At 68.9% G+C, this 14,381-nt stretch carries 5 protein-coding genes; 4 read left to right on the top strand and 1 reads right to left on the bottom strand.

Annotation, left to right across the window (positions count from 1 at the left end; all coding sequences use genetic code 11):
* Positions 1-293: 293 nt before the first annotated feature.
* From ACOGXQ_RS14800 to ACOGXQ_RS14785, 4 genes are all read left to right on the top strand, one after another.
* Positions 294-683: a hypothetical protein gene (locus ACOGXQ_RS14800; RefSeq protein WP_419944387.1), complete on the top strand. Its 390-nt coding sequence runs from the start codon at positions 294-296 to the stop codon at positions 681-683.
* Positions 680-3,916, top strand: coding sequence for a hypothetical protein (locus ACOGXQ_RS14795; RefSeq protein WP_419944386.1), 3,237 nt, complete (start codon positions 680-682; stop codon positions 3,914-3,916). The genes ACOGXQ_RS14800 and ACOGXQ_RS14795 overlap by 4 nt, the downstream gene beginning before the upstream one ends.
* Positions 3,917-4,062: 146 nt before the next feature.
* Positions 4,063-7,347, top strand: coding sequence for a tubulin-like doman-containing protein (locus ACOGXQ_RS14790; protein WP_419944385.1), 3,285 nt, complete (start codon positions 4,063-4,065; stop codon positions 7,345-7,347).
* 40 nt (positions 7,348-7,387) lie between these two features.
* Positions 7,388-10,627 carry a hypothetical protein gene (locus ACOGXQ_RS14785; protein WP_419944384.1) on the top strand — a complete coding sequence of 1,080 codons (3,240 nt, stop codon included), beginning with the start codon at positions 7,388-7,390 and terminating at the stop codon, positions 10,625-10,627.
* A 199-nt stretch (positions 10,628-10,826) separates the two neighbouring features.
* Here the strand turns inward: ACOGXQ_RS14785 and ACOGXQ_RS14780 are convergent, their stop codons facing one another.
* Positions 10,827-13,916: a leucine-rich repeat domain-containing protein gene (locus ACOGXQ_RS14780; RefSeq protein ID WP_419944383.1), complete on the bottom strand. Its 3,090-nt coding sequence runs from the start codon at positions 13,914-13,916 to the stop codon at positions 10,827-10,829.
* Between the last annotated feature and the right edge of the window lie 465 nt (positions 13,917-14,381).

Below are 14,381 nucleotides of genomic sequence, written 5' to 3'. Positions count from 1 at the left end.
GCCAGTGAGCGGCCCCGTCAGCGCAGCCTCCTCCCGACGCATGCAGGAGTGCTGCAAGAAGGGGAGTGTATTGGGCCGCGCAGCGCCAACCGCGCACCTCGTCGCCCCGCAGGCCGCTGCAGGCGTGCGCTGCCGGCGCCGACCCGTCGGGTGCAATCGAGTTCGACTGAGTCGGCAGCCGCGCGCACGCGGCGTAGGCTGCGGGTCGGCGGACGCGCTTGGCGCCTTGCCTGCACGCCCGCCCTTGGCTGTTCGATCATGTCCCGCGACAGCGTCGCCGCCTGCACACGCCGATGACAGATCCCTTCGACGCTGACGACTGGCACGGCACCGCCACCGCCGCCGCCGGTGTGCTCGATTCCCCTGCCGAACCGACCGGACGACTCCCCCGCGCATCCCCGCCGTCGCGGGCCGGGCATCGGGTCGCCGCCGTGGTCGCCGTGTCGACGGGGCTGCTCGCGGCGGTCGCCTCGATTCGGTGGCCCGGGCTCGTCACGTACTTGACGGCGCTCGCTGCCTACGGGTGGCTGTGGCTCATCTCCCGCCGCCACCTGAAGGGCCGCAGCGGTCTTCTGCGCCCGCGGCGGTCGCCGATCTGCCTGCTGTGCAGGCTGCTGCGGCCGATCGGTTTCGCAGCCGCCGTCGTCGCAGCGTGGAACGCCGCCGCCGGAGTCGCCCTGTGAGCGGCGCTGCCCATCGGCGAACCCCGGCAGCGGGGATGCAGGCAGGCATTGCACAGCCGGCGACGCGGCTGCCGGCCGCGTGCAGCGTGCCCGGGTTCCCCGGGGCGAATTCGCGAGCGCGCGGACTGCGGTTCACGCTGGCGGCCGCGGCAGCAGTGCTCGCTGCGGCGACCGTGCTCGCAGCGTGGCCGCCGCCCGCAGCTGCGCAGGCCGACACACAGGCTGACGCACAGACCGACACGCAGGCTGACGCACAGACCGACACGCAGGCTGACGCACAGACCGACACGCAGGCTGACGCACAGACCGACGCACAGTGCTCAGCCGACGAGCAACTGCGCCTCATCATGCTGTTCGACATCAGCGGCAGCCTCCGCAACAGCGACCCGCAGGCGCGGCGCCGCGAAGGAGGCCTGCTGGCCCTCGACGAGCTGCGCAGCCTCCAACAGCAGTACCCCCAAGTCGACCTGAGCGTGGCAGTCGACAGCTTCGCCGCCGGCTACGACGCGGGCGACTGGCTCAGCCTGAGCGACGAGGACAACGCCGCCGCCGAACGCCAACGCGAGCGCATCGACGTCACCGCGCGACGCCACGACGGCACCCGGACCGACTACGCCGAAGCCCTGGGCGGCATCCTGAGCCGCTTCGACGAGGCGCCCGCAGGCATCTGCAAGCAGGTCTTCTGGTTCACCGACGGCACCCACGACACCGTCGCACGCACGTCGCGGCTCGTCACCCCCGAAGAGTCGCGCCAGATCGACCGGCTCTGCACGGCCGACGGCGCTGCGGCCCGCCTGAGGGCCCACGGCGTGACCGTCACCGCCATCCACCTCTCCGCGAGCGACTCGGCGCCTGTTCCCGAAACGCTGCTCCGCCTCTACGATCGCAGCGACATCGACTGCCCCCATCCGCTGGCAGGCCGGATCATCAACGTCGACGATGTGGGCATGCTCGCCGACCAGCTCCGCGACACCATCGCCGACAACACGTTCGAAGCCATCGAGCAGCCGGCGCCCACCTCGCCGTGCAGGGTCATCGAGAACGCCGCTGCGGCTTCGCTGACGCAGTGCGAGTTCCCTTTCGCTCTCCAAGCCGACACGCAGGCATTCGAGATCTTCATCGACCTGAAGGCACTGGAGGATCCCGAGCAGGTCCGGATCTTTCTGCTGAGGCCCAACGAGGACACGCCCGCAGAAGTGCGTTTCCCGGACGAGGAGGAGCTGCACCGACCGACAGGACTGCTCCTCTCGTCGGCCACCGCCAACTGGAAGAAGCTCCGCGGCCACCAAGCAGCCGAATTCTCCCGCCTCGTCGCCGGCGACGACTGGGCATGGGAGGGGACATGGAAGATCATCTTCCAAGGCGAGCAGACCGACCGGGCCCGGGCAACGCCGCCCGATCCGGTCATCACCACCCAAGGCCTGCCGGGGCTCGGCCCGGTCATCGGGGCCGACGGCCGGCTGGAAGGTCAGGTGTCGCTGCCGCGCACCGCCGAGCCGTTCCGGGGCCATGTGCGGCTCGCCGTGCACGCGCCCGGCGAAGAACTGCACGGCTGGAGGATCGGACCGACCCCGGGGTTCGGCATCGCGAACCTTGCGTGGCACGTGGACGACATCATCGGGCGGCTCGCATCGGTGCCTCGCATGGACGACTACCTGCGCTCCACCGCTGGCACGGTCCAGCTCAGCGCCGAACTGGTGCAGCTGGTCGACTGGGGCGACGAGACCGACATCGCCTGGCCGGTGCCGGGAGCGCACCAGCAGATCGCCGTGACGATCGCCGCTGCTGCCTGGGAGGAGGAGAGCGGGCTGCATCCGGGAGTCCGTGCCGTCGAGCTCACGCACCAGACGCCGCTGACGCCGGCCGGGGAGTTCCGGGTGCAGCCCGCGCCGGGGTCGCGCAGCGGCAGGCTGGTGCTGGCCTCCGTCGAGGCGACCGTCGACGGCGAGCCTGTCGCCGTCTCCTGGGACGGCGAATGGGAATGCGCGGTGCCCGCTGCGCCCGGAACCGTCGTGGCATCGTGCCCGCTGCTGAGCGTCGAGCCCGCCGTCGAACATGATGCCGTCGCCTCCTTCACGTTCAATCTCACGTCGACACTCGACGAAGCCGGACGCCTCGTCGACGAGGCACGCGCGCAGGGCCTCGCCGTCGATCCTGCGCGCTTCGGGCCGATGGGGATCCGCATGCCGGTCGACGGCCTGGAGATCCGCGTCGCCGCCCCGGGCGAGACGTGGCGCTGGTTCATGGCTTTCCTTGTCGGGATCGTGGCCGTGGCGCTCGTCGCACGCTTCCTCACGGCCCTCGAACTGCGCAAGTGGGATAGCCTGAGCAACGATCAAGCCTTCGAGACGAGAGTTTGCATGCGTGACGGGATCCTCGAACGGCTCGACGGCACACCGGTACAGCCGGCAAAGAACGAGCTGTTCTTCGTGCCCGAGCTCACCCGGTCGGCATCGATGGCTTCCGTCGGCGCAGTGCGCCTGCGCAGCAGTTGGCGGACCGCCCTGCGCGGCAGACAGGCGCTGATCACCGCCTCCGGGCCCGCAGGCGAGTGTCTCTCCGACCAGGACCAGGACAGGGCGCAGCGCGGCATCGTCGGCGAGAGCCTGCACAAGGGATGGGCTCTCAGCAGGGCACAGGCGCTCGATGCATCGGCGGCGCTGGTGGTCTGGGATCTGCCAGACGACCAGAAAGAGGCGAACAGCCGCATCCAGGAAGCAGCGGAGCGCGCCGCCGCTGCGTGCATGAGGCTCGAGTTCCTGCCGGACAGCGCCGATGTGCAGCCGCCCGGGCTCGGCGACGGCAGCGAGGATGAAACCGTCTCGCTCTCGTCGGCCCCGACGGGCGCCCGCAACCCGTTCGGCGGCCGGTCCGATCCGCTGGCGGACGTGTCCGCGGACATGACCGCCCAGCGGGCGAGCAGACCCGACCCGCTCGCCGACCCGCTCGATGACCTGCCTGAAGGCGCCTCCCCCGATGCGCAGCTCGGCGACGGCGACCGGGCCTCCCCCGATTCCGACAGCGACCCTAACAACGACGGCGACCGCGACCGCGACCGCGACGACCCCAGCAACCCCAGCGACGGCGACCGCGACGACCCCAACGACCCCAGCAACGACCCCAACGACAACGACCCCAACGACCCCAGCAACGACCCCAGCAACGACCGCAACGACAGCGACCGCAACGACCCCAACGACAGCGGCGACGGCGGGGTCGAATCGCGTGCCTGACGGCGGTCTGCTGACCGGCCCGGACGCACACAGCCCGGACGTACACAGCCCGGACGTACGCTGAGCGAGCGCGCTGTGCGGCCCATCCTCACACAGCACGACCCCACACGGCCGACGACTCGACCGACGACGACGGAGAACGCAACATGCTGAGACCTGCGATTCTGATCGGATGCGGCGGCTCCGGCCAGAAGGCGATCCGCTATGTCCGCGAAGCTGTGGAGCGACGTCTGCGTCATGCCGGCTGGCAGCGCGATCTGCCGAGCGGCTGGGTTTTCCTCGGACTCGACACGCTCAACCAGCAAGAAGATCCCTCGGAGATCCCGCTGCTCCCGCAGTCCGACTATCACTCGCTGTCGCCGCACTTCCACACTTACCAGCAGCTCGAGCAGGCCGTCCTGGCGCGGCACCGCCCAGCGGACGACTCGACCTACCGGGAACTGATCGGCTGGCGACCGCGGTCGAGCGAAGTGCGTGTGCCGCTCAAGGACGGCGCCGGCGCCACCAGGGCCGTCGGCCGGTTCGCCGGCATTCAGTCGCTGCGACATGTGCTCGAGCGTCCCATTGCCCGCGCGTTCGAGGCAGTCGAGCAGGCCTCGGGCGACTTGGCCGAAGTGTCCGAACTGCTGCGCGTGCCCATCGCGGCCGGCGGGGACGACCCGACGCCGCTGGTCGTGGTCTGCGCGTCCATGGCGGGCGGCACGGGCGCGGGCGTGGCGCTCGACGTGGTCGAGATCATTCGCAACAGCCACCAGTACGGCCAGTTCCCGTCCTTGGTGCTGTTCACGCCCGACATCTTCGACGACCCGAAGTACGACGGCATGCGTCGCTCGATGGCCGGAAACTCGCTCGGCATGATCTGCGAGACCATGAACGTCTACTGGGACACGGTCCAGGATGCGCTCCCGCTGTGGGCCGGGTCGCGCAACCTGCCGGGCCGCGGCCCTCACGCCACCTTTCTGGTCGGGCGACGCTCGCTGCACGGCGGCGATCTGGGCGATGCGGCGGCGGTGTACCGCTCGGTCGGCGAGTCGCTGGCGAACTGGGTGACCAACCGCACTGTCCAAGAACGGGTCCACGCGTTCGTGACGACCAACTGGAGCGACCGGGCCACGAACCACGGCGGCTACCCGTTCGGCCAGGAGCACCAGACCGGGGTCGTCTCCTCGTTCGGGGCCGCGACGATCTCGGTGGGCCGCGACCGGTTCGAGCAATGGGCCAACGACCTGCTCGCCCGCGAGACGCTCGAGGCGCTCGTGCGCGGCCATCTGCGCGAAGAGCACGTGCGGCCCGGAGGAGACCGCCAGTCCGAGAAGGCGCTCGTCGGGCATCTCGGCAGGCTGGCCGCCCCCCACCTGACCTTCGGCGATTCTGCCTCGTCGCTGGTGCAGGCGCCCTCGCCGTCGGCGGAGCACCGCGGCGCGCGCACCGTCCGCTCGGCGTTCGCGAACGACGAGGACGTTCGCGACGAGCGGCGGAGCATCGAAACGGCATTCCGCAACGAGTTCTCGCCCATCCACGAGGGCACCGGCGCCGAGTGGAGCAATTGGCTTCGCCGGGCAGCCCGCACCCGTCGGGACGAGTCGCTCGCGAGAGCGCACGCGTTCAATGCGACACCGTGGGGCACGAACATGGTGATGGCGACCTGCGAGGCCATCTCCGCTCTGGTGGCCAGGACGTCGCTGTGGGTTGCCAAGAGCGCAGTCGACGTCGCCATCGGCTCGCTCAACAAGGAAGTCGAGATGCTGCGCCGCGAAGCGGGCGAGCAGCAGAGCGAATCCGACGCATCGCTCTCGGAGGCGCTGACGCGGCTCGAGCACGAGGGCAGGAGGCTCACCGGCGACTCTGAGCCCGTCACCCAGGCGATGGACCTGCTGGCCCGCGGCATCGCGCGGCGCTGGCTGGCCGAACGGCTCGACATGGCCGCCGCTTCGCTCGAAGCGACCGCTCACCGTGTCTTTCATCCAGCGTCGGATCGCCTGCGCCAGGCCATTGCCATTGCGAGCGATGCGCTGGCCGATGCGGCGGTGGAGACGTGGCCTCGTGACGGCGCCGGCGTGCCGCCCGCCTACCGGCCTTCGAGCGTGGAGTACCCGCTCGAGACGCACGAGTCGTGGCCGGCCCTGCTGAACGATCTCTGCTCGGAGGCGGTCTCGGAGCGCACCGCTGCATTGACGCCCGTCAACGCAGCGCGGTTCGTGCTGATCGCCGGCGACGACCACACGCCGCCGCTGATGCGTCCGGCGCACGACACCTGGTCTCCCACGCACAGCAGCGTCGCGAACTTCCAGTGCGATGTGAACGTCGAAGCCATCGCCAGCCGGGTGCAGTCGTGGACACAGCGGCCGGCATCCCGATTCGCCCGTGTCGTCAAGGAGGGTCTCGGGGCGTATCTCGCCGAGCGCGACCCCGTGACCGAGCGTGCCCGCCCCGATCACACAGAGCGCCTGGCCCGTTTCAGGACGTCGCTGGAGGACGCCATGCGGCAGTCGGCGCCGCTGATGCGCATCGACCACGGCGTCCACAGCAAGATCTACGCCGACGGGACCACGGCGTCCGATGTGGGACTGGAGCTGATCTGCGCTCCCTTCCCGCTGCCCGACGAGCATCCGGCGCACGAACTGGCCGAGCAGATCGTGGGGGCGGAGAACTTCGGCGTGGCCAACGACGACGCCTCCTCGGTGCTGATCTCGTCGTTTCTCCAGAGGCCGGTCCACCCGATCACGGTGGCGTCGGTGACCGACCCCGTGGCGGAGGCGGTCATGGGCACCAACTCGAACCGGGCCGAGATGCAGGCGGCATTCTGGCTCTGGCGCCGCACGCGCCGGCTCGACCAGTTCGTACCGCTGCCGCGCGACAGCCGGTACGCGATGATCCGCGGTTTCGCGACTGCACGCCTGTGCGGCTACATCACCACCGACAGCTCCCGACCCATTCTGATCAGCAGCGAATCCGGGCCGCTCGAGTTCCCCCACCCGATGCTCACGCAGGTCGAGCCCGACGACGTGCTCGCCGGGCTGCTCGAATCGATCGCCTTGGGGTTCGCGTTCGTGCAACGAGACAAGGAAGCGGCGTTCGCCGCCTATGCACAGCTGCACCGCCTCGGTCAATCCATGAACAGCCTGCACAGCGATGCCCAGAAATGGCTCGAGACGGGCCGCTCGCCGCTGGCCGCGGTGGATCAGCCCCGCGCGGCCGGGGCGGACACAGCCGAGCGCATTGCCTCAGCCCGGACGTACCTGACCGCCAACATCAAGCGGCTCGAGCAGATCGACTCCGAGCCGCTCAAGGGCCATGGGAGCGAAGCGAAGCCTCGCGACGGACGTGTCCACGGCACCATCCCGACGCTGGAGATCGTGGACGAGTCGCTGCTGTGCTACCGAGACGTGCTGAGCGCTCTGGACCGGTTCGACGAGGCGCCGATTGTATGAGCGCTGCGGACCGGTTCGACTTCGACGAGGCGCCGACCGCATGAGCGTGTCCGCGCCGGACACGGAAGACAGCGGCGGCGACATCGCTGCGAGCGGCAGGTCGCTGATGATCGTCGTCACCGACGACATGTCCGTCCTGGCGCCTGCACTGCGAGCCTGGTCTCAAGCCGGGCTTTTGAGAGACGTGCTGCTGTGCCCGCGTGACTCGCTCGCCGCTGCCGGCGACGAGGCCGCCTGCGAGGGCAACCTCTCGGGCACTTGGGGCCGGGTGGGATTCCTGCGAGCGCTCGACCATGCCAGGACGCCGCAGCTAGTCATCATCTCGCTGCGTCCCGACATCGGCGATCCTGATTTCGATGCTGAGCGGCTGTTCGGCGACGACGAACGTGTCCTCGAGAGCATCAGCAGGCGGTACCGCTCGCTCGACGTCCGGGTTCGCTCGCTGACGGTGTCGATCCTCGACGACGACGCCTTCGTGGGATACGAGGCATTCTCGCCTCAATGGGACATGCATCTCATCCACGACCGCGAGGTCATCACCGACGGCAGCCTGCCGTCCCGCTCCGTTCGCGGCGATCTCCGACGCGCCGACCGAGCGACGCTGTGTGCGATGACCGCACTCACCGCCGTGGGCGGCTGGACGTTCACGCCTGCGATCCGAGTCGAGCCGGACCGGGGAGACGCGACCGTCAAGTCTGTGCGCATCGTGCGGCCCCAGCTGCGCGTGGTGTTCGCCGGGCCGCTGCTCAGCGAGGCATCTGAGGGGCTGCTGCCGGTTGCGCCTCCTTGGCCTCTGCCGGAAGACTCCCACGCCGAACGAGCGCAGGCAGGAGCAGTTCCTCCGCCGCGGACCGCATCTGAGATCTGCGAAAGCCTCGGTCTCGTCTGCCAGCCGTTCACGCCTGCGCCGCGTTCGAGAACGTCGCTCGGCTTGCGATGGCGCGCCGCGTGGCGAGCGTTGCTCAAGGGCGTGGAACCGCTCTCGGAGACCAACGAAGCCGAACAAGAGCTCGAGGACTTGCGGGCACGACTCGAGACCTGGCCCAGCCGCGTTCGGGGCAGCTCAGCAGAGCAGGCGTCGGCGCTCGCGCGAGAGCTCGAGCGCTCGGGGCTGTCAGATCTCATCGGCGGCACACCGGCGGAACCGGTCCGCTGGGGGGCGCTGCGGATGCTGGCCTTCAGCCTGGTGGACGGTGGCGCCGCGCCTTCGGAGCTGTCTGCAGACGTGACGCTGCTGACCGACAGCAGCCGATCGCGCCTGCTGTGGCCCGACCCAGCGAGCATCGCCGCGGATCCGCGCGACAGCATTCCTGCTCCGGCTGCGCTTGGCGGTCCTGTGCCGGGCATGCCCGCCGACCACGAGTCGGGTTCGGCCGAGCCGCCGGTGCCGGCGACGGCGCCAGACCCAGCCGTCGATGCCGAAACCGCTGCACAGCAAGATCCGCCAGACCCAGCCGTCGATGCCGAAACCGCTGCACAGCAAGATCCGCCAAGCCCAGCCGTCGATGCCGAAACCGCTGCACAGCAAGATCCGCCAGACCCAGCCGTCGATGCCGAAACCGCTGCACAGCAAGATCCGCCAAGCCCAGCCGTCGATGCCGAAACCGCTGCACAGCAAGATCCGCCAAGCCCAGCCGAGTCGGGGTCGGCCGGCTCGGATGCTGATTCAGGCTCGGTCGAGCCGTCCGAGCCGGTGCGCCGGACTGTCGGGTGGATGGGTTCGGCTCTCGGGTGGGTGGCGCTGGCGGATCCGTCTGAGCCGGGTGCATCGCCTGCGCCAACCGCGTCGGCCGGCCCCAGTGCATCGCCTGCGCCAACCGCGTCGCCTGCGCCGGCCGCGTCGCCTGACATGGCTGTTCGCCGGACCGACAGACCCGCAGCGTCGGCGGCTGATGCGGCTGATGCACTGGACTCGTCCGCCGCGTCGGCTGGACGCGGCAGGGCATCCCCCGACAGACGGATCGACGAAGCACACGACGAGGCGCACGACGCTGCACCCGCCGTCGACGATTCGCTGCTCGGACGCGTGCGCGCAGGCTTGAGCAGTGCGATGGACGAAGCTCTCTCACATTGCTTCGAGCATGTGCGCTCCCCGAACCTCGAGCACTCGGCCTACGAGCGGGCAGCGAAGGAAGCAGCCGCTCTGCACCGTGCGCGCCGCTGGCTGGCATCGCTCATGCTCATTGTCGCAGTGATACTGGTCGAGCGCCTCTCCGGTGCCATCGGCATGGTCGTGCGGCTTGCCGGCTCGAGCGATTTCGACACTCGCTCCTCAGCGCCGGCGATCGAGGCCGCCATCGGTCTCGCCGTGCTGTCCGCATTGGCGATCGTGCTGATGGCCCGGGCGCTGAGCACAGGAACGGTGTCGCTGCGGCACTACGACCTGCAGCGGCAGCGACGCTGGCACGAGGCGGCAGGTCGGCACTCTGCCGTCGAGTTGGCGCGGCTCTGCTCGGCGTCGGTGGAATTCGAGGATCACGCACGCATCATCGCCACCATGCTGCACCGCCCCTACAGCGCGGGTTCGCCCGAATCACGGACTCGCCTCGAAGCGGAGGGACTGCCGCACCCAGCGTCGATGGTGTTGGCGCACGCGTCGGCGGTTCCGCAGCGACTGGCCGAGTTCCGGCGCCGCGAGCGGGCGCTGGCCGTCCAGCCAGGATGGATCTCCAGATTGTTCGCATCGGCGCACGACTATTGGAGTGCCGATTTCGAGTCCGCTGTCGGCGGACGCTTCGACGGACCAGATGCCGACCACACGCCGCCGGGATTGGTCCGCTACCGCGATGCCCGCACCGGAGAACCGCTGCCGGGAGCACGCGAGCACTTTGCCCGCGCCATCGAGGACGACGACGGCCTGCGCCGACGCGTCACTGCCGAGACGATCGGCGATCTGCTCGGCGGTGATCTCTCAGGCACAGCGCAGCATGGCGGGCTGGTGCGAGGACTCTCGGAATTGCTGGGCAGCGCCAACGTTCCCGACGCCCCGGCGCTCGACGGCGTGCCGACGCTGAGTTTCCTGGACTTGAGCCGCGAGAGCGGAGATGTCGACTGGTCGGTGCTGGGTCCAGGCGCAAAGCCCCCCGAGGTCGACATCCGGGGCAGCCAGTCGCCCGTCGAGGTGACCGAGCAGACGGGCCGGCCCGAGACGCTGATCGCGTCGTGGCGCCTGCTGATCTCCCATCCTCTCGAAGCGCAGAGTCTGCGCTGCTGGAACCCGGACGCCACTCGACGTCCGTCCGAGCCGTCTGCTGCTCGGACACGCACGACCGTCGTGTAGGCGTTCCCCGAACACGAGCGTGTGAGTCAGGTGCAGCCGTAGTCCGTCGGCGTCCGTCGGCGGTACGGCGCCGACGGAGGGTTGCAGATGTGCGCCCAAGCCTCGTTGCAGGTGTGCTCGTTGCAGATGTGCGCCCAAGCCTCGACGGCGGCGGCGCCGGTCTCGGGGCGGGGTCAGTCTTGGGGGTCTCGGGGCGGGGTCAGTCTTGGGCGAGAATGCGTCGGGCTGCCCGGGCGGCAGTGTCGGTGCGGGTCTGGCCGGTGATGCGCTCGATGTCGACACTGTCGGGCGCGGCTTCGCGAACCGCGTCGCGGACCTCGTCGCTGACCGCTGAGCGGCCGCCGACGATGACCACCGACACCGGCTCGTACTCGTCGATGAGCGCCTCCGCGGCATCGGAAAGCGCCTCCGCCTCGGTGTAGACCACCGCCGCGTTGCCGCTGGCGGCCGCCAGCGCCGCCGCCACGCCCACATCAGGCGGCGACCAGCCGTTCGCTATCACCAAGGTGACCCTCGCGGCGTCCTCGGCATCGCCGAGCACACGCCGCGCCGCCGCCGCCGCGGTCGCGACACGATCAGCGCCGGACACACGCGACACGCTCGCCTGCCCGCCCGCCGCGTCAGCGGCCCGCTGCTGCGCAGCCGCGCTGACCGCCGCCTCACCGCCCACCACCACCACCTCCTCGGTGGGGTACTCGCGCAGCAGCGCAGCCGACTCCTCAGCCAACGCGCCGCTGCCGGTGTACAGCACCGCCGCGCGGTCCCCGCTGGCAGCCGCCAGCGCCGCCGCCACGCCCACATCAGGCGGCGACCAGCCGTTCGCTATCACGAACGTGACCCCGCCGCCGGCAGCGCCGCCCAGCACACGCCGCGCCGCCGCCGCCGCGGTCGCGACACGATCCGACCCCGACACCCGCCGCACATCAGAATCCCTCGACGCCGCACGAATCTCGCTCAGCACCGCCCGAGGCACCGCCGCCGGGCCGCCCACCACCAGCACCTCAGCCGGCAGCGAATCCCTCAGCAGCCTCCCCACCTCAGCAGGCAGCCCCCCCTCAGCGGCATACACCACCGCGCCGCCCTCACGAGCCGCCAGCACCGACGCCACACCCACATCAGCAGCACTCCACCCATCAGCCACCACCAACGTCGCCACACCCACATCCAGACCGCCGCCACCACCGCCACCAGAAAAACCACCGGTGCTGACGGTGGTGACAATGTTGCTGGTCCTGGCAGTGCTGCCGACACCGCACACGCTCAGACCGAGCTGCTGCCCGCTCAGCAGGCTCGTCAACGCAACAGGAATGCACCCCGACAGGCTGTTGCCGACCAGCCGGAGCGTGGTGAGGCTGGCGAGGTCGCCGAGTTCAGGCGGAATCGAACCCGACAGATCGTTGTCGTTCAGCCAGAGCTCGGTGAGGCTGGCGAGGTCGCCGAGTTCAGGCGGAATCGAACCCGACAGATCGTTGTCGTACAGGATGAGCCTAGTGAGGCTGGCGAGGTCGCCGAGTTCAGGCGGAATCGAACCCGACAGGCTGTTGCCGTCCAGCCAGAGCTCGGTGAGGCTGGCGAGGTCGCCGAGTTCAGGCGGAATCGAACCCGACAGGCTGTTGCCGTCCAGCCAGAGCTCGGTGAGGCTGGCGAGGTCGCCGAGTTCAGGCGGAATCGAACCCGACAGGCTGTTGCCGTCCAGCCGGAGCGTGGTGAGGCTGGCGAGGTCGCCGAGTTCAGGCGGAATCGAACCCGACAGATCGTTGTCGTACAGCCGGAGCGTGGTGAGGCTGGCGAGGTCGCCGAGTTCAGGCGGAATCGAACCCGTCAGATCGTTTTGCGACAAGTCGAGCTCGGTGAGGCTGGCGAGGTCGCCGAGTTCAGGCGGAATCGAACCCGACAGATCGTTGTCGTACAGCCAGAGCTCGGTGAGGCTGGCGAGGTCGCCGAGTTCAGGCGGAATCGAACCCGTCAGATCGTTGTCGTACAGCCAGAGCTCGGTGAGGCTGGCGAGGTCGCCGAGTTCAGGCGGAATCGAACCCGTCAGATCGTTGTCGTACAGCCAGAGCTCGGTGACGCGGGGAGGGCTGCCCGCGACGGTGACGCCGTCCCAACTGGACATCGCCACGGAGGTGCTCCAGTTCAGCGACGCTGTGGTGCTGGCGCCGATGAGCGTCGACTGAGCGTCGAGCAGGATGCCGCAGTCGGCGATGAGACCGGTGTCGGTCGTGGAGTTCGACACCGCTGCGGTGCCCGAACACATCACATCCGTGGTGCCGCCCATGTTGCCGGGCATGTTGCCGGGCATGTTGCCGGGCGGCGGGGTGCCGCCCATGTTGCCGGGCATGTCGCCGGGCGGCGGGGTGCCGCCCATGTTGCCGGGCATGTTGCCGGGCGGCGGGGTGCCGACGTCGGAAACGCATGTGCTCAGACCGAGTTGCTGCCAGCCCTGCGGACCCGTCACCAACCCCAGCCTCGCAAACCCGGCAGGAACACATCCCGACAGATTGTTGCCGTACAGGGTGAGACTGGTGAGGTTGGTGAGGTTTTCCAGTTCAGGCGGTATCGAACCTGTCAAGTCGTTGTTGGAGAGCAAGAGCTCGGTGAGGTCGGCGAGATTGCCCAATTGAGACGGAATCTCGCCCGTCAGACTATTGTTGTACAGCCAAAGCCAGGTAAGGTTGGCGAGATTGCCCAATTGAGACGGAATCTCGCCCGTCAGAGCATTGTCGTGCAGCCGAAGCACAACGAGGTTGGCGAGATTGCCCAATTGAGACGGAATCTCGCCCGTCAGAGCATTGTCGTGCAGCCGAAGACGGGTGAGGTTGGCGAGATTGCCCAATTGAGACGGAATCTCGCCCGTCAGAGCATTGCCGCTCAGGTCAAGACGGGTGAGGTTGGCGAGATTGCCCAATTGAGACGGAATCTCGCCCGTCAGATTATTGTTGTACAGCCAGAGATGGGTGAGGTTGGCGAGATTGCCCAATTGAGACGGAATCTCGCCGTGAATCGAGACTCCACCAAGCTGGAGGCGGGTGACACGGGTGGGGTTGCCCGAGACGATGACGCCGGTCCAATTGGACATCGCCACCGAAGTGCTCCAGTTCAGGGTACTGAATGTGTCGAGCTTTGACTTCGCGGCTAGCAGATTGTCGCAGTCGGCGATGAGGCCGGTGTCAGTGGCGGAATTCGACACCGCAGCGGTGCCCGAGCACATCGAGACCGACTGGGCAGCGGCAGACCCGCCCAGCCCGAGAACTGCCACGGCCGCGACCACGAGCACCTGCACGGACACCGCCGCCGCGAACCGGCGCCTGCCCGCGTTCATTGGGGGGGGGGGGGGGGTAGCGGTCCATGCTCAAGTTCCCTCTTCTGGAGTAAACGGCTCCGAAGAACCGGCATCGGTGCAGTGTCGGTGCAGCATATACACCGAGCGAACCAGACAAGAGCATCAGCGAAACAGGCGCTGTCCTGCGGAAACGCTCAAGCCTGCGTCGGCGGCAGCACCGCGCAGACCTGCGGCGTCACTGAGCTTCCGCGTGGCTCGAACGAAATCGGCTGACAGCCGCTCCGCTGATCCACGCGGCCTAGTGTCCCGAGTGGGGAACTCGTTGCACATAGCAGCACCAGCGTCTCGCGCTCACCGTCGCTCAGCACCACCGGCCGTTACCGTCGAACACCCACCCAGGCTCCGATCATCGACCAAGACCCCATGATGGCGCAACGGACACTAAAACACGACTAACGGTCCGCCATCAGT

Source organism: Candidatus Poriferisodalis sp., assembly GCF_965208485.1.
Taxonomy (GTDB): Bacteria; Actinomycetota; Acidimicrobiia; order Acidimicrobiales; family Poriferisodalaceae; genus Poriferisodalis.
The sequence above is the reverse complement of the archived record's forward strand: the minus strand, read 5'-3'. Positions and strand labels throughout refer to the sequence as shown.